Here is a 15,269-nt window from a genome sequence, read left to right on the forward strand (position 1 = left end):
ACGCCCCGGAGAAAAAATGGATTTTTTTAGCACACAGAACATCCTGGTTCATATCCCGATTGGTGCGGGCGGCTATGACCTGTCGTGGATTGAAGCGGTGGGTACGCTGGCCGGTTTACTCTGTATCTGGCTGGCCAGCCTTGAGAAGATCAGCAACTATGCGTTCGGGCTGATAAACGTCACGCTGTTTGCGATCATCTTTTTCCAGATCCAGCTCTACGCCAGCCTGCTTCTACAGCTGTTCTTCTTCGCAGCCAATATCTATGGCTGGTACGCCTGGTCTCGGCAAAACAGTCAGCAGGAGGCGGAACTGCAAATCCGCTGGCTGCCGTTGCCAAAAGCCATCACCTGGTTCGCGGCCTGCGTGGTAGCTATCGGCTTTATGACCGTCTTTATTGATCCGGTATTTGCCTTCCTGACGCGCGTGGCGGTCTCGGTCATGTCGGGTCTGGGATTAAACGTGACGATGGCTGAGCTTCAGCCGGATGCCTTCCCGTTCTGGGATTCCTGCATGATGGTACTGTCGATTGCCGCAATGATCCTGATGACCCGTAAATACGTTGAGAACTGGCTGCTGTGGGTGGTCATCAACGTCATTAGCGTGGTGATTTTTGCCCGCCAGGGTGTTTATGCCATGTCGCTGGAGTACATGCTGCTGACGGTCATTGCCCTGAACGGTAGCCGCATGTGGATTAACAGCGCGCGTGAGCGTGGCTCGCGCGCGCTTTCCCGTTAATGGTGATGGGCGTGTGAGTGGCCGGACTGCGCCTCGTTCAGGTGACAGTCTGGCCCGTTACATGGCTGATACTCCATCTGGATGGTGGCGTGCGCAATTTCGTAGTGATGCTCAAGGAAGTGCCGAATACGTTCAAGCAACGCATCGTGATCGTGGGGCGGAATAACCTGAACGTGCAGCGTCATAAGCGGTTTCTCACCCACCAGCCAGACGTGAACGTGGTGAACGTTACGGACTTCAGGAATGGAACGACACAGATTGCGTTTTAGCTCGCCAATATCCAGCGACGTGGGAGCGCCTTCCAGCAGCTCATTGACGCTCTCTTTCAACAGCCGCCAGGCACTGCGTAATACAAGGCACGATACCAGCACGGAAAGAATCGGGTCGATGGGAGTCCAGCCCGTGCCCATAATGATCAGCGCGGCTACGATGGCCCCTACGGAACCCAGCAGATCGCCCAGCACATGAAGCGCCGCGGCCCGTACGTTCAGATTTTTTTCACTGCTGCCGCGGTGCAATATCCAGAACGCCAGAATATTGGCGACCAACCCGGCAATGGCGATAACCATCATTGTCGTCCCGGCTATCGGTTGTGGATGCCGAAAGCGCTGAAAAGCCTCCCAGACGATAAGAAGAGTAATGACCACCAGTGCAATCGCATTCACAAAGGCGGCAAGCGTGGTCAGTCTGAGCCAGCCAAAGGTGTGGCGAGTATTGGGAGGGCGACGGGCAAACTGCACGGCCAGCAGAGCAAACAGGAGCGCGGCAGCGTCGGTCAGCATATGCCCGGCATCGGCCAGCAGCGCCAGCGATCCGGATATCAGCCCGCCTGTTACCTCAATTATCATAAAGGTGGCAGTGACGCCAAAAGCCAGCAGAAGCCGTTTGGCATTTTCATCGCCAGTGGAGTGGGAATGGGAGTGGGAGTGCGCCATGGTATCGTTCCTGATTTATTATTATTTTTAGTGTAGCGTTTTTAAGAGCTTAAATAAAAAAGGAGAGCATTCGCTCTCCCTGTTTTACCTTACGGAAGGTTACTGGGTAGTACCGTCCGTTTTGGTATTGGCATCGCTGCCTACTTTGTCATTCGGGTCCGGGCATTTCCCGTCTTTACACACAGAGTTTTTATGAACCTCGTCGGTGGTCATACCCTCATGGTTCATCGTGCCTGTGCTCGTCCCGCCGGTGTTGGTATTGCCCGTGTTGATATTACTGTTATCAACATTGTTTGGCGCAATATTCTGTTTTGCATCCGGCGCAACCTGGCCTGCTTCGGCAGCGGCATTCGCGTCGCCGTTGCTGCCGGATGAGCCTGCGTCAGCAGCCAGTACGCTACCGCTTGCCAGAGTAAGGGTTGCCGTCAGGAAAAGCGTAGTCAGTTTCGTCATTTTCATCATGGTGCTCCTGTTCTTATCGTTACGCTGGATAACATTCTCCAACAGTGCATCTTGTTCAGTGGCGAAAGATCCCAGTTTCCTGATTTATGTCAGGATGGAATCGCGTATAAATATTTAAAAACAGTCGTTACAAGTAAAAAGCTTAGGCCAGATCTCATTTTTCGCTATTTTGTTGTGTATTTTAGGCGAATTCCAGGAATTATCTGCGCGAAGTGTAAAAGCCCGTTTACACTTCGTGGCCGACAAGTTAGATTGAAAGGATTGCTTTCATTACTAAAGATATGGCAGAGCCGGAAAGAAGATGAATTATCAGAACGACGATTTACGCATTAAAGAGATCAATGAGTTATTACCTCCCGTAGCGCTCCTTGAAAAATTCCCCGCCACCGAAAATGCCGCCAACACGGTGTCTCATGCCCGCAAGGCGATCCACAAGATCCTGAAAGGTAGCGACGATCGTCTTCTGGTGGTCATTGGGCCGTGCTCCATTCACGATCCTGCTGCGGCCAAAGAGTATGCGTCCCGTCTGCTCGCCCTGCGTGAAGAGCTGAAAGGCGAACTGGAAATCGTGATGCGCGTTTATTTCGAAAAACCGCGTACCACCGTGGGCTGGAAAGGGTTGATCAACGATCCGCATATGGACAACAGTTTCCAGATCAACGACGGCCTGCGCATTGCGCGTAAGCTGCTGCTGGAGATCAACGACAGCGGGCTGCCTGCTGCCGGAGAATTCCTCGATATGATCACCCCGCAGTATCTGGCTGACCTGATGAGCTGGGGCGCTATTGGCGCGCGTACGACGGAATCTCAGGTTCACCGTGAGCTGGCGTCTGGCCTGTCATGCCCGGTGGGGTTCAAAAATGGCACTGATGGCACCATTAAAGTCGCTATTGACGCCATTAATGCGGCTGGCGCGCCGCACTGCTTCCTGTCGGTGACCAAGTGGGGCCACTCCGCTATCGTGAATACCAGCGGTAATGGCGATTGCCATATTATACTGCGCGGCGGTAAAGAGCCTAACTACAGTGCTAAACACGTAGCGGAGGTAAAAGCAGGGCTGGAGAAAGCGGGTCTGGCACCGCAGGTGATGATCGATTTCAGCCATGCCAACTCCAGCAAACAGTTCAAAAAGCAGATGGAAGTCGGCGCAGATGTGTGTCAGCAAATCGCCAGCGGTGAACGCGCAGTGATTGGGGTGATGATTGAGAGCCATCTGGTGGAAGGCAACCAGAACCTGGAGGGCAGTGAGCCGCTGGTCTACGGTAAGAGCGTGACGGATGCCTGCATTGGCTGGGACGATACCGATGCGATCCTGCGTCAGTTGGCGGATGCGGTTAAAGCGCGTCGCGGCTAAGTTTGTCCCGGGCAATAAAAAAGCGTGGATTGCTCCACGCTTTTTTTATGTCCGGCGAATATTACTTCGCTTTACCCTGGTTCGCCACGGCCGCCGCTTTTGCAGCGATTTCGTCGGCGTTACCCAGGTAGTAATGTTTAACTGGCTTGAAGTTTTCGTCGAACTCGTACACCAGCGGCACGCCGGTAGGGATATTCAGCTCGAGGATTTCATCTTCACCCATGTTGTCCAGGTATTTCACCAGCGCACGCAGGGAGTTACCGTGAGCAGCGATAATGACGCGCTCGCCGCTTTTCAGGCGTGGCAGAATGGTTTCGTTCCAGTAAGGCACAACGCGGTCGATGGTCAGCGCCAGGCTTTCGGTCTGCGGCAGTTCAGCCTCAGTCAGCTTCGCGTAACGCGGATCGTGGCCCGGGTAGCGCTCGTCATCTTTGCTCAGCTCTGGAGGCGTGACCGCAAAACCACGACGCCACTGCTTAACCTGCTCGTCACCGTATTTTTCTGCGGTTTCCGCTTTGTTCAGACCTTGCAGCGCACCGTAGTGACGCTCGTTCAGTTTCCAGGATTTCTCAACCGGCAGCCAGGCCTGATCCAGCTCGTCCAGAACGTTCCACAGGGTATGGATGGCACGTTTCAGCACAGAGGTGTAAGCAAAGTCAAAGGTGAAGCCTTCTTCTTTCAGCAGTTTACCTGCCGCTTTTGCTTCGCTCACGCCTTTCTCGGACAGATCAACGTCATACCAACCGGTGAAGCGGTTTTCGTTGTTCCACTGGCTTTCGCCGTGGCGCACCAGGACAAGCTTAGTATTAGCCATTTCTTACTCCTCAAGCATTTTGAATGATAACAATTCTCATTATATTGCCGTGACTGTGCCAGCAGCAACGCTTAACCCTAACCATAGCGAAAATAGTTCGAGAGTGTAAGATGCATGTGAATCCAGGGTTATGATTTTGTCTGCGATCGCCGCTATTTTCAGCAAGGCGGAGATAAAAAAGCCCTCGCGATGAGGGCCAGTCTTTTTTGCCGGATGGCGCTTCGCTTATCAGGCCTATATTCGTAGGCCCGTGCGCCGCCGGACATTAAGCGCGCGGAATGAAATGATACTCGGTGACGCTTACGTACTCTTCACCCGGACGTAGCACGCAGTCCGGCTGCGGCCATTCAGGATGGTTAGGCGTGTCCGGCAGGAACTCGCTCTCCAGCGCCAGTCCTTGCCAGGCGCCGTAGGCGTCATGTTCACGCGCCGTAGTACCCTCCAGATAGTTACCGGAGTAGAACTGTAGGGCAGGGGCGGTGGTGTAGACCGTCATCTGTAACTTCTCATCAGCAGACCAGACCTGTGCGGCAGGTTGAGAAAGATCGCCTTTCGCCTGCAACAGGAACGCGTGGTCGTAGCCTTTCACCTTGCGCTGATCGTCATCACTCAGGAAATCCTGGGCGATGGTTTTCGGCTGACGGAAATCAAAGCTATTTCCGCTTACCGGTTTCAGCCCCTGATAAGGGATACCCATCTCATCGACCGGCAGATACTCATCCGCCAGGATCTGGAGTTTGTGGCTGCGGACATCGGTCTGATTACCGTCAAGGTTGAAATAGGCGTGGTTAGTCAGGTTGACCGGGCACGGCTTATCGACGGTCGCGCGGTACTCAATGGCGATGCGATTATCTTCGGTCAGGGTGAAGCGCGCGGTTGCGGTGAGATTGCCCGGGAAGCCCTGGTCTCCATCGAGGGAGTCCAGAGAGAACCAGACCTCACCGTCATTTTGCTGCACAATCTTCCAGCGACGTTTATCAAACCCTTCCGGGCCGCCGTGTAGCTGATTTTCGCCCTGGCTGGCAAGCAGGGAATACGTTACGCCGTCCAGCGTAAACTGGCTTCTGGCGATGCGGTTAGCGTAGCGGCCTATGGATGCGCCCAGAAAAGCGGTCTGCTCGATATACTGCTCCGGCGATGCGCAGCCAAGCAGGGTTTCGCGCACGCTGCCGTCAGGCATCGGTACGCGGGCAGAAAGTAACGTTGCGCCCCAGTCCATCAGCGTAACCACCATACCGGCGCTGTTGCGCAGGGTTAACAGGCGATACGGCAGACCATCCGGTGCGAGTGTCGGTGTTTCGTTTAGCACTGTCCGGCTCCTTGTGATGCTTTGCAGACATAGAAAGTTTCTTTGATGCCCGTTTTGGCTTCGTACTGTTTAGCCACCGCGTCCTGAATGGCAGGGACCAGCTCTTCCGGCACCAGGGCGACGACGCACCCGCCAAATCCGCCGCCGGTCATACGCACGCCGCCTTTGTCGCCAATCGTGGCTTTCACAATTTCAACCAGGGTGTCGATTTGCGGCACGGTGATTTCGAAATCGTCACGCATGGAGGCATGCGATTCGGCCATCAGCTCGCCCATCCGCTTCAGGTCACCTTTTGCCAGCGCGGAGGCGGCTTCTACGGTACGGGCATTTTCCGTCAGTATATGACGCACGCGCTTCGTGACAACCGGGTCCAGCTCGTGGGCAACCTTGTTAAATTCATCAAGTGAGACATCACGCAGGGCTGGCTGCTGGAAGAAGCGCGCGCCGGTTTCGCACTGTTCGCGACGGGTGTTGTACTCGCTGCCCACCAGGGTGCGTTTGAAGTTGCTGTTGATGATCACCACAGCCGCCCCTTTAGGCAGCGGAACCGCTTTGGTCCCGAGGGAGCGGCAGTCAATCAGCAAAGCGTGTTCTTTCTTGCCCAGCGCGGAAATCAGCTGATCCATAATGCCGCAGTTGCAGCCTACGAACTGGTTTTCCGCTTCCTGACCGTTGAGGGCGATTTGCGCCCCGTCCAGCGGCAGATGATAAAGCTGCTGGAACACGGTGCCGACCGCCACTTCCAGCGATGCGGAAGAGCTTAATCCCGCCCCCTGCGGCACGTTGCCGCTGATCACCAGATCGGCCCCGCCGAAATTCTTGTTACGCTTTTGCAGGTGCTTCACCACGCCGCGAACATAGTTCGACCACTGCTGGCTGTCGTGGGTCACGATCGGCGCATCGAGGGAAAATTCGTCAATTTCGTTGCCGTAATCCGCGGCGATCACTCGCACATGACGATCGTCGCGTTTCGCGCAGCTGATCACCGTCTGGTAGTCGATGGCACACGGCAGGACAAAACCGTCGTTATAGTCGGTGTGCTCGCCGATCAGATTAACGCGGCCTGGCGCCTGGATAACATGGGTGGCAGGGTAGCCAAATTTTTCAGCAAACAGGGATTGTGTTTTATCTTTCAGACTCATTTTTTAGACTCCTGATTCGCGGTAATGGACGTCGCTAACGGCACGCAGACGTTCTGCCGCCTGTTCCGCCGTCAGGTCGCGCTGGGTTTCCGCCAGCATTTCATAGCCCACCATGAATTTACGTACCGTCGCAGAACGCAGCAGCGGCGGGTAGAAGTGTGCATGTAACTGCCAGTGTTGATTCTCTTCGCCGTTAAACGGCGCGCCGTGCCAGCCCATGGAGTAGGGGAAGGAGCACTGGAAGAGGTTGTCGTAGCGGCTGGTCAGTTTTTTCAGCGCCAGCGCAAGGTCGTCTCGCTGGGCGTCGCTGAGTTCGGTAATGCGCTGAACATGGGCCTTCGGCAGCAGCAGCGTCTCAAACGGCCACGCCGCCCAGTAAGGGACCACCGCAAGCCAGTGCTCGGTTTCCACTACGGTACGGCTGCCATCTGCCAGCTCACGCTGGGTGTAATCCACCAGCATCGGCGAACCGTTCTGGGCGAAATACGCTTTTTGCAGTCGGTCCTCACGCTCGGCTTCATTCGGCAGGAAGCTGTTCGCCCAGATCTGACCGTGCGGATGCGGGTTGGAGCAGCCCATCGCCGCGCCTTTGTTTTCGAACACCTGCACCCAGGGATAGCTCTGCCCCAGCTCTGCGGTTTGCGCCTGCCAGGTGCTGACCACCTCTTTCAGCGCCTCCACGCTCAGCTCCGGCAGCGTTTTGCTGTGATCGGGCGAGAAGCAGATCACGCGGCTGGTGCCGCGGGCGCTTTCGCAGCGCATCAGCGGGTCATGGCTTTCCGGCGCGTCCGGCGTATCGGTCATCAGCGCGGCAAAGTCGTTAGTAAACACGAAGGTGCCTTGGTAGTCCGGGTTTTTATCGCCCGTCACGCGCGTATTGCCCGGGCAGAGGAAACAGTCCGGATCATGCTGCGGCAGCGTCTGTTTGGCAGGCGTCTCTTGCGCCCCCTGCCAGGGGCGCTTGGCGCGATGCGGTGAAACTAAAATCCATTGCCCGCTGAGCGGGTTAAAACGACGATGCGGGTGATCGACGGGATTGAATTGCGTCATGACAAATCCTTAATCTGGATAGCCTTGCGGATGGCGCGACTGCCAGTGCCAGGTATCCTGTGCCATTTCATCAAGCGTGCGGGTGACACGCCAGTTAAGCTCTTTATCCGCTTTGGTGGCATCGGCCCAGTAAGCCGGGAGGTCGCCATCCCGGCGGGGAGCGAAGTGATACTTCACCGGCTTGCCGCAGGCTTTACTGAAGGCATTCACCACGTCCAGCACGCTGCTGCCGATCCCGGCGCCGAGGTTGTAAATATGCACGCCCGGTTTATCAGCCAGCTGCTGCATCGCCGCCACGTGGCCGTCGGCCAGATCCATGACGTGAATGTAATCGCGCACGCCGGTGCCATCTTCGGTGGGATAATCGTTACCAAAAATCGCCAGGGAATCGCGGCGCCCTACGGCAACCTGCGCGATATACGGCATCAGGTTATTAGGAATGCCCTGCGGATCTTCGCCCATATCACCTGACGGATGTGCGCCGACCGGGTTGAAGTAGCGCAGCAAGGCGATGCTCCACTCAGGCTGGGCTTTTTGCAGGTCGGTCAGGATCTGCTCTACCATCAGCTTGCTTTTGCCATACGGGCTTTGCGGCGTACCGGTCGGGAAGCTTTCAACGTAAGGGATTTTTGGCTGATCGCCGTAGACGGTCGCGGAGGAGCTGAAGATAAAATTTTTAACGTTGGCCGCACGCATGGCGGAGATCAGACGCAGGGTACCGTTGACGTTGTTGTCATAGTACTCAAGCGGTTTTGCCACCGATTCGCCAACCGCTTTCAGGCCCGCGAAGTGGATAACGGTTTCAATCGCGTGATCGTGAAGGATTTCAGTCATCAACGCTTCATTGCGGATGTCGCCTTCCACGAAAGTCGGCTGTTTACCCGAAAGGCGTTCAATGACCGGCAGCACGCTGCGCTTACTGTTGCACAGGTTATCAAGAATGACGACATCGTGGCCGCTTTGCAGCAGTTGCACACAGGTATGACTTCCTATGTAACCGCTACCACCTGTTACCAGAACTCGCATATTTCGCTCCATTAGGCTTATGGTATGAATTAACCATAGCATATCAGAGACGCGAAAAGTGTGACATGGGATAAAATAGTGGTATCGTTTACACTGGTTTTCACACGCGCTTTTTCACAGACTGAGTGCATTGTAGATCAAAGAGATAGAGATGTATTGTTGCAGGTTGTCTGAAAAGCGGAGGGCAGCGCCCTCCACGCGTTAATCGATTTTGCTCAGCAGGTAGCGGTATTGCTCGCCGTCAGGGACAAATTCCAGCCGATGGGTGATGCAGGACGGGGCATCTTCAGCATGGTGGGACACAAACAGCAGCTGGGTTTCACCTTCGCTAATCAGGACATCCACAAAGCGGCGGATCAGCTGACGGTTGAGCGGATCCAGCCCCTGCAACGGTTCGTCAAGAATCAGCAGCGTAGGGTGCTTGACCAGCGCGCGGACGATCAATGCCAGCCGCTGCTGCCCCCACGACAGGCTGTGGAATGGCGCATCGGCGACCCGGTTATCCATACCCAGAATATCCAGCCACTGCTGCGCCAGCTTGTGCTGCTTGTCGGATACCGCCTGATAAATACCAATGGAGTCGAAGAAGCCAGAGAGGATCACGTTTCGCACCGTGGTGCTCACCCGGTAGTCCAGGTGCAGGCTGCTGCTGACATAGCCGATGTGCTTTTTGATATCCCAGATGGTTTCCCCGCTGCCGCGGCGACGGCCGAACAGGGTGAGATCGTTGCTGTATCCCTGCGGGTGATCCCCGGTGATCAGGCTCAGCAGCGTGGATTTACCCGCCCCGTTGGGGCCGACGATCTGCCAGTGCTCACCAGGATTAACCGTCCAGCTGAGGTGATTAAGAATAGGGCGATCGTCGTAAGCAACCACCCCATCGCGCAGCACAATGCGCGGCTGGTCAGGGTCCAGCCCGTGGCGTGCTGAAGGCGCATCCGGCTCCGGCAGGGCAATACCGTCCAGTTTCTCGCTGTGCGCCAGCTGCGCAATCAGCGCCTGCCGAAGCAGTACGGCTTTCTCGCCGGTTTTGGTCAGGCTACAGTCCGCCAGCACGCCCGCATAATGTACGAAATCCGGGATCTCATCAAAGCGGTTAAGAACCAGCACAAGCGTGTATCCCTGCTGGTTAAGCGACGCCAGCAACGCTGCCAGTTGCGCGCGGGATTGCACATCCAGTCCGTCAAACGGTTCATCCAGGATCAGGAGTTCCGGCTCGCTCATCAGCGCCTGACACAGCAGCGTTTTGCGCGTTTCACCGGTTGAAAGGTATTTAAAGCGGCGATTAAGCAGGGCGGTAATGCCAAATTGCTCCGCCAGCTGCTGACAGCGGGCAGGATCTTTTATCTCATCCTGGATAATTTCCGCCGTCGTGCGGCCGGTATCTTCTTCGCCGGGGCTGAGCAAATCGGTATTGTTACGCTGCCACTCATCGCTGACCAGCTTTTGCAGCTGTTCGAAGGAAAGGCGCGTCAGCCGGGTAAAGGTGCAGCGACGTTCACCCTTCAGTTGGGTTAATTCGCCTGCCAGAGCGCGGGCCAGCGCGGATTTTCCGCTGCCATTCGTGCCCACAAACGCCCAGCTTTCTCCGGCGCGAAGGGTTAACTCTGGCAGCGATAAGGTACGGGTATCACTAAGACGAAACGTGCCTTGCGAAATATGCAATGATGACATGTGTTATCCCATTTTTTGCAGCAACAGATGTCAGGGATACTCAGTGTAAGCAGGGTTGTCAATGCGCTTAGCATAATGTGGCGATAATTACCCTGTCTGCATTGAAATATGCGGTCACCACAGCACCTTCGTCTAATTCGGTCGCGTCGTTCACCGGAACGGTGGCGCAGAGCAACTGTCCATCCGGCAGGGTCATCAGCACTTCACATTGTTCTGCGCCGCGCTCGATGTGGCTGATACGCCCGCGTAGCTGGTTGTCGGCCTCTGCGGCCTGCTCAGGGTTGAGTGCGATGCTGATCCAGGGCGCTTTGAGTAATACCAGCACCTCCTGACCTTCGTTCAGCCCAAGGCGTTGACCACTTTGCGCGGTGATGGCGGCTTTCAGGCGCGTCGTACCGTCCGCGAGCAGAATCTCTATATGCTCCTGCACCTGCGAATGATCGCGCCCCGTCACCGTACCAAACCACTGGTTGCGGGCGCTGGTCTGCAAAGAGAAACGGGAGATGGCGCCCAGCAGGCTGTCCAGCGGCAGGTTGTCGTCATCGCTCAGCACATCAAATGCTTTTTGCTGGATCTGCGCCAGTAAATCGTAGAGCTGGATCAGACGTTGCCCGTAACGCGTCAACACGGCGCCGCCGCCGCCTTTCCCGCCGGTGGCGCGCTCAACCAGCGTGTGTTCGCTCAGGGTGTTCATGTCGTTAATCGCATCCCAGGCGCTTTTATAGCTGATGCCGGCGTTTTTGGCTCCCTGGCTAATCGAGCCAGTTTGTTCTATTTGTTTTAACAGGGCGATGCGTCGCGGATCGGCGAAAAGCTTCTGCTGAAGTCGTAGTGTGAGGAGAATTTCGGCCTGCATAACAGTGTCCCGGCAAAAAGGCTATTGTGACCCAAATGCCCGGGGGCGGAAAGCGCACCGCACAAAAGGGGATGTTTTTCTTGCTTTTCAGGGTAGAATAAGCCGTTCACAAGATCTGGAGAAAACCATGTTAGAATTGTTGAAAAGTCTGGTATTCGCGGTAATCATGGTGCCAGTAGTGATGGCTATCATCCTCGGTGCCATCTACGGCCTGGGTGAAGTGTTCAACGTCTTTTCGAACATTGGTCATCGTCGTGACCAGCCTAAAAAGCAGCAATGATTTCCTCCAAAACGCCCGGCCAGCCCGGGCGTTTTGCTCTCAAGTTTATTCCTTTCCCGCCGATATCTTTTACAACGTTCCTTGAGTTTACGCATTAATGGGTACGATTTAGCGCTAGGAACACCTGCGATATGTCGTTATATTTATTTGTATATAACGATACGCACAGGAGCTTCAAATGGCACGTTCATGGGTACGCCTTTTCGCAGGGGCAACGCTGACTCTCTCACTCACCGGCCACGCGCTGGCGGATGAAGGAAAAATCACGGTCTTTGCGGCGGCGTCGCTGACTAACGCGATGCAGGATATTGCTGCGGTATACAAAAAAGAGAAAAACGTCGAGGTGGTCTCGTCGTTTGCCTCCTCGTCCACGCTGGCCCGCCAGATTGAAGCGGGGGCACCCGCGGATCTGTTCATCTCTGCCGATCAGAAATGGATGGATTACGCGGTGGAGAAAAAATCTGTTGATACGGCTACCCGCGAAACGCTGCTGGGAAATAGCCTGGTGGTGGTCGCGCCCACAAACAGCAAGCAGGACGACATCGCCATCAACAAACAGACGGACTGGACCCGTCTGCTCAACGGTGGCCGTCTGGCGGTAGGCGATCCGGAGCATGTTCCTGCCGGGATTTATGCGAAAGAAGCGCTACAAAAACTGGGTGCATGGGAGACCTTATCGCCGAAGCTGGCTCCCGCAGAAGATGTGCGTGGCGCGCTGGCGCTGGTGGAGCGTAACGAAGCGCCACTCGGGATCGTTTACGGCTCCGATGCCGTCGCCAGTAAAGGTGTGAAGGTGGTGGGCACCTTCCCGGAAGACTCGCATAAGAAAGTAGAATATCCTGTTGCGATAGTTGATGGACATAAAAATGCGACCGTGACGGCCTTTGTTGACTACCTGAAGGGGCCGGAAGCGTCCGCGATCTTTAAACGTTACGGATTTACGACTCACGAATGATATTGACCGAACCTGAATGGCAGGCCGTGCTGCTGAGCCTGAAAGTCTCTTCCCTGGCGGTTGCGCTGAGTTTGCCCTTTGGGGTGTTCTTTGCCTGGTTACTGGTTCGCGTGAAGTTTCCAGGCAAAGCCCTGCTCGACAGTGTTCTCCATCTTCCGCTTGTCTTACCGCCTGTGGTGGTCGGATATCTGCTGCTGATCTCCATGGGGCGGCGCGGTTTTATCGGCGAATGGCTGTACGACTGGTTCGGACTGACCTTTGCTTTCAGCTGGCGCGGCGCGGTTCTGGCCGCGGCAGTAATGTCCTTCCCGCTGATGGTGCGCGCTATCCGCCTGGCGCTGGAAGGGGTAGATATCCGGTTAGAACAGGCCGCCCGCACGCTGGGCGCAGGCCGCTGGCGGGTATTCCTGACCATTACGCTTCCGCTCACGTTACCGGGCATTATCGTCGGTACGGTGTTAGCCTTCGCCCGCTCGTTGGGTGAGTTTGGCGCGACCATCACCTTTGTGTCGAACATTCCCGGCGAGACGCGGACCATCCCGTCGGCCATGTATACCCTGATTCAGACCCCGGGCGGCGAAGGTGCGGCGGCCCGGCTGTGTATTATTTCGATTGTGCTCGCTCTGGTCTCGCTGCTGGTATCTGAGTGGCTGGCGCGCCTCAGCCGTGAACGGATGGGGAAATCGTGATGCTGGAACTCAACTTTACGCAAACCCTGGGCAGCCACACCCTGACGCTGAACGAAACGCTGCCTGCCAGCGGTATCACCGCCATTTTTGGCGTGTCCGGGGCGGGGAAAACGTCGCTGATTAATGCGATTAGCGGCCTGACGCGTCCCCAGTCTGGCCGTATTGTGCTAAATAACCGCGTCTTAAATGACGCGGAGAAGAAGGTCTGCCTGTCACCGGACAAACGCCGTATCGGCTATGTGTTTCAGGATGCGCGCCTGTTTCCGCACTACAGCGTTCGCGGGAACCTGCGTTACGGCATGGCAAAAAACATGGCCGGACAGTTCGATAAGCTGGTGGCGCTGCTGGGCATCGAACCGCTGCTGGATCGTCTGCCGTCGTCGCTGTCGGGTGGTGAAAAACAGCGCGTGGCGATTGGCCGCGCCCTGTTAACCGCGCCGGAACTGTTGCTGCTGGATGAGCCGCTGGCCTCGCTGGATATTCCGCGCAAGCGCGAGCTGCTGCCGTATCTGCAACGTCTGGCGCGGGAAATCAATGTGCCAATGCTCTACGTCAGCCATTCGCTGGATGAGATCTTACATCTGGCCGACAAAGTGCTGGTGCTGGAAGCGGGCAGGGTGAAGGCATTCGGCAATCTGGAGGAGGTGTGGGGCAGCAGCGTTATGCATCCATGGCTGCCAAAGGAGCAGCAGAGCAGCATTCTGAAGGTGAGCGTGCTGGAGCACCATCCGCACTACGCGATGACCGCGCTGGCGCTGGGCGATCAGCATTTGTGGGTGAATAAAATCGATACGCCGATTCAGTCCACGTTACGGATCCGCATTCAGGCGTCGGATGTCTCCCTGGTCCTGCAACCGCCGCTGCAAACCAGTATCCGCAATATTTTGCGCGCAAAAGTGGCGCAGTGTTTTGATGATAACGGCCAGGTGGAAGTGCAGCTGGAAGTAGGCAACAGAACGCTGTGGGCGCGCATCAGCCCGTGGGCCAGGGATGAGCTGGGCATCAAGCCTGGCCTGTGGCTTTACGCGCAAATCAAGAGCGTTTCCATAACCGCCTGATTACAGCAGGTGGGTATAAATATATTGCGCGATGCTGTCGGTGGTGTTATCGCCAATCACCACGTCAGCGCGCGCTTTCACCGCGTCATCGGCATTACCCATCGCCACGCCCGTTCCGGACGCTTCCAGCATGCTGATGTCGTTATAGTTATCGCCGAAGGCAATTACGTCCTGCATTGATCCGCCCTGCGATTCGACGAACTGGGTCAGACGCTTTCCTTTGCTGTTGCCTTTGCGGGCGATATCCACCTGATCGTGCCAGGACCATTCACATTCCAGACCCAGCGTATGCTCGACATGTTTTGCGAAGGTATTCAGTTTGGCGGTGTCTTCATCGGTCAGGGCAAATTTCCAGATTGCGTCGACGTCTTCCGCCGCCTGGCGCAGGGAGGAAACCTGAGTGAACTCCGGACGCTGCGCTTCCGGCAGAGACAGAGCCCAGTTGCTGGTGCGGATCACATGGCCGGTAGGGCGTTCATACACCATGGCGTTGTCCACATACATCAGGCCGTGAATGGCATGCTCATCCAGTAAATCAATCAATTGCAGCGCCTGCGTAACGGGAAGCGGATCGGAGGCTAAAACCTTTTTTGCCTGATAATCATACAAATAGGTGCCATTACAACAAATTGCAGGTGTATCTAAGCCCAGTGCCTGATAAAAAGGATGAATGGCTACGTGATGTCGACCCGTTACGATGAGAAGTTGATACCCCGCTTCCTGGGCTCGTTTGAGGGCCTCAAGAGAAGAGGGGAGCAGGGTTTTCTGAGGGGTAAGCAGTGTTCCGTCTAAATCCAGGGCAATCACTCGCGAGGTCATTTTTTCTTCCGGGTTAATGTTGAATTTAAGGTCTGTCGGGATGGTACACCGAGAGCGGAACCCTGCAAAATCCCGGACTACAATTCAGCATTCACCGTTAAAAATAATCA

General features: G+C 55.8%; 16 protein-coding genes. 6 read left to right on the plus strand and 10 right to left on the minus strand.

Translation table 11 applies throughout. From position 1 onward, the window contains the following. The first annotated feature begins 16 nt into the window (after positions 1 to 16). Positions 17 to 736, plus strand: a complete 720-nt coding sequence (gene pnuC / locus ACWKXX_RS02280) for a nicotinamide riboside transporter PnuC (RefSeq protein WP_023303313.1) — start codon at positions 17 to 19, stop codon at positions 734 to 736. Here pnuC and zitB read toward each other — a convergent pair. Together zitB and ACWKXX_RS02290 are read right to left on the minus strand one after the other, a co-directional pair. Beyond that, a complete protein-coding gene (gene zitB / locus ACWKXX_RS02285; protein WP_015571102.1) occupies positions 733 to 1,671 on the minus strand; it encodes a CDF family zinc transporter ZitB in 939 nt (312 codons plus the stop codon). The genes pnuC and zitB overlap by 4 nt on opposite strands. Positions 1,672 to 1,770: 99 nt before the next feature. Then, a complete protein-coding gene (locus ACWKXX_RS02290) occupies positions 1,771 to 2,130 on the minus strand; it encodes a protein YbgS (RefSeq protein WP_017384957.1) in 360 nt (119 codons plus the stop codon). Positions 2,131 to 2,434: 304 nt separating this feature from the next. Between ACWKXX_RS02290 and aroG the strand changes: the two genes are divergently transcribed. After that, a complete protein-coding gene (aroG, locus tag ACWKXX_RS02295) occupies positions 2,435 to 3,487 on the plus strand; it encodes a 3-deoxy-7-phosphoheptulonate synthase AroG (protein ID WP_003858564.1) in 1,053 nt (350 codons plus the stop codon). A gap of 61 nt (positions 3,488 to 3,548) precedes the next feature. Here aroG and gpmA read toward each other — a convergent pair whose 3' ends face one another. From gpmA to modE, 7 genes are all read right to left on the minus strand, one after another. Further along, positions 3,549 to 4,301 carry a 2,3-diphosphoglycerate-dependent phosphoglycerate mutase gene (gene gpmA, locus ACWKXX_RS02300; protein WP_006809557.1) on the minus strand — a complete coding sequence of 251 codons (753 nt, stop codon included), beginning with the start codon at positions 4,299 to 4,301 and terminating at the stop codon, positions 3,549 to 3,551. Between the two features lie 265 nt (positions 4,302 to 4,566). Then, positions 4,567 to 5,610 carry a galactose-1-epimerase gene (gene galM, locus ACWKXX_RS02305; protein WP_045328178.1) on the minus strand — a complete coding sequence of 348 codons (1,044 nt, stop codon included), beginning with the start codon at positions 5,608 to 5,610 and terminating at the stop codon, positions 4,567 to 4,569. Continuing rightward, positions 5,604 to 6,752 (minus strand): galactokinase, encoded by a 1,149-nt coding sequence (gene galK / locus ACWKXX_RS02310; RefSeq protein WP_023324336.1) that lies wholly within the window; start codon positions 6,750 to 6,752, stop codon positions 5,604 to 5,606. Before galK ends, galM begins: the two co-directional genes overlap by 7 nt. Before the next feature lie 3 nt (positions 6,753 to 6,755). Further along, the gene (gene galT, locus ACWKXX_RS02315) at positions 6,756 to 7,802 is read right to left on the minus strand and encodes a galactose-1-phosphate uridylyltransferase (RefSeq protein WP_017384954.1); all 1,047 of its coding nucleotides are present in this window, start codon (positions 7,800 to 7,802) and stop codon (positions 6,756 to 6,758) included. A gap of 9 nt (positions 7,803 to 7,811) precedes the next feature. Beyond that, the gene (gene galE, locus ACWKXX_RS02320; protein ID WP_003858554.1) at positions 7,812 to 8,828 is read right to left on the minus strand and encodes a UDP-glucose 4-epimerase GalE; all 1,017 of its coding nucleotides are present in this window, start codon (positions 8,826 to 8,828) and stop codon (positions 7,812 to 7,814) included. 201 nt (positions 8,829 to 9,029) lie between these two features. Then, entirely contained in the window at positions 9,030 to 10,502 is a 1,473-nt protein-coding gene (gene modF / locus ACWKXX_RS02325; RefSeq protein ID WP_261666361.1) for a molybdate ABC transporter ATP-binding protein ModF, read from the minus strand. Positions 10,503 to 10,569: 67 nt separating this feature from the next. Further along, positions 10,570 to 11,358: a molybdenum-dependent transcriptional regulator gene (gene modE / locus ACWKXX_RS02330; RefSeq protein ID WP_015571099.1), complete on the minus strand. Its 789-nt coding sequence runs from the start codon at positions 11,356 to 11,358 to the stop codon at positions 10,570 to 10,572. A 127-nt stretch (positions 11,359 to 11,485) separates the two neighbouring features. Between modE and ACWKXX_RS02335 the strand changes: the two genes are divergently transcribed. The 4 genes from ACWKXX_RS02335 to modC all read left to right on the plus strand — a co-directional run bounded on the left by ACWKXX_RS02335 (position 11,486) and on the right by modC (position 14,340). Beyond that, positions 11,486 to 11,638 (plus strand): AcrZ family multidrug efflux pump-associated protein, encoded by a 153-nt coding sequence (locus ACWKXX_RS02335; protein WP_003858549.1) that lies wholly within the window; start codon positions 11,486 to 11,488, stop codon positions 11,636 to 11,638. A 178-nt stretch (positions 11,639 to 11,816) separates the two neighbouring features. Continuing rightward, positions 11,817 to 12,593 (plus strand): molybdate ABC transporter substrate-binding protein, encoded by a 777-nt coding sequence (gene modA / locus ACWKXX_RS02340; RefSeq protein ID WP_047741160.1) that lies wholly within the window; start codon positions 11,817 to 11,819, stop codon positions 12,591 to 12,593. Beyond that, positions 12,590 to 13,282 carry a molybdate ABC transporter permease subunit gene (gene modB / locus ACWKXX_RS02345; RefSeq protein WP_003858545.1) on the plus strand — a complete coding sequence of 231 codons (693 nt, stop codon included), beginning with the start codon at positions 12,590 to 12,592 and terminating at the stop codon, positions 13,280 to 13,282. Before modA ends, modB begins: the two co-directional genes overlap by 4 nt. After that, positions 13,282 to 14,340 carry a molybdenum ABC transporter ATP-binding protein ModC gene (modC, locus tag ACWKXX_RS02350; RefSeq protein WP_017694124.1) on the plus strand — a complete coding sequence of 353 codons (1,059 nt, stop codon included), beginning with the start codon at positions 13,282 to 13,284 and terminating at the stop codon, positions 14,338 to 14,340. The genes modB and modC overlap by 1 nt, the downstream gene beginning before the upstream one ends. Here the strand turns inward: modC and ACWKXX_RS02355 are convergent, their stop codons facing one another. After that, on the minus strand, positions 14,341 to 15,159 hold the full coding sequence (locus tag ACWKXX_RS02355; RefSeq protein WP_260673301.1) for a pyridoxal phosphatase: 819 nt from the start codon (positions 15,157 to 15,159) through the stop codon (positions 14,341 to 14,343). It lies immediately after the preceding gene. Positions 15,160 to 15,269 lie beyond the last annotated feature (110 nt).

It is taken from the genome of Enterobacter sp. UPMP2061 (assembly GCF_053709615.1).

What these genes read in the sequence shown, in the direction of transcription:
- modC (WP_017694124.1), top strand. Translation starts at nt 13,282, where the DNA reads ATGCTGGAACTCAACTTTACGCAAACCCTGGGCAGCCACACCCTGACG.
- galK (WP_023324336.1), bottom strand. Translation starts at nt 6,752, where the DNA reads ATGAGTCTGAAAGATAAAACACAATCCCTGTTTGCTGAAAAATTTGGC.
- galE (WP_003858554.1), bottom strand. Translation starts at nt 8,828, where the DNA reads ATGCGAGTTCTGGTAACAGGTGGTAGCGGTTACATAGGAAGTCATACC.
- ACWKXX_RS02355 (WP_260673301.1), bottom strand. Translation starts at nt 15,159, where the DNA reads ATGACCTCGCGAGTGATTGCCCTGGATTTAGACGGAACACTGCTTACC.
- gpmA (WP_006809557.1), bottom strand. Translation starts at nt 4,301, where the DNA reads ATGGCTAATACTAAGCTTGTCCTGGTGCGCCACGGCGAAAGCCAGTGG.
- zitB (WP_015571102.1), bottom strand. Translation starts at nt 1,671, where the DNA reads ATGGCGCACTCCCACTCCCATTCCCACTCCACTGGCGATGAAAATGCC.
- modA (WP_047741160.1), top strand. Translation starts at nt 11,817, where the DNA reads ATGGCACGTTCATGGGTACGCCTTTTCGCAGGGGCAACGCTGACTCTC.
- pnuC (WP_023303313.1), top strand. Translation starts at nt 17, where the DNA reads ATGGATTTTTTTAGCACACAGAACATCCTGGTTCATATCCCGATTGGT.
- modE (WP_015571099.1), bottom strand. Translation starts at nt 11,358, where the DNA reads ATGCAGGCCGAAATTCTCCTCACACTACGACTTCAGCAGAAGCTTTTC.
- aroG (WP_003858564.1), top strand. Translation starts at nt 2,435, where the DNA reads ATGAATTATCAGAACGACGATTTACGCATTAAAGAGATCAATGAGTTA.
- modF (WP_261666361.1), bottom strand. Translation starts at nt 10,502, where the DNA reads ATGTCATCATTGCATATTTCGCAAGGCACGTTTCGTCTTAGTGATACC.
- modB (WP_003858545.1), top strand. Translation starts at nt 12,590, where the DNA reads ATGATATTGACCGAACCTGAATGGCAGGCCGTGCTGCTGAGCCTGAAA.
- galT (WP_017384954.1), bottom strand. Translation starts at nt 7,802, where the DNA reads ATGACGCAATTCAATCCCGTCGATCACCCGCATCGTCGTTTTAACCCG.
- ACWKXX_RS02335 (WP_003858549.1), top strand. Translation starts at nt 11,486, where the DNA reads ATGTTAGAATTGTTGAAAAGTCTGGTATTCGCGGTAATCATGGTGCCA.
- ACWKXX_RS02290 (WP_017384957.1), bottom strand. Translation starts at nt 2,130, where the DNA reads ATGAAAATGACGAAACTGACTACGCTTTTCCTGACGGCAACCCTTACT.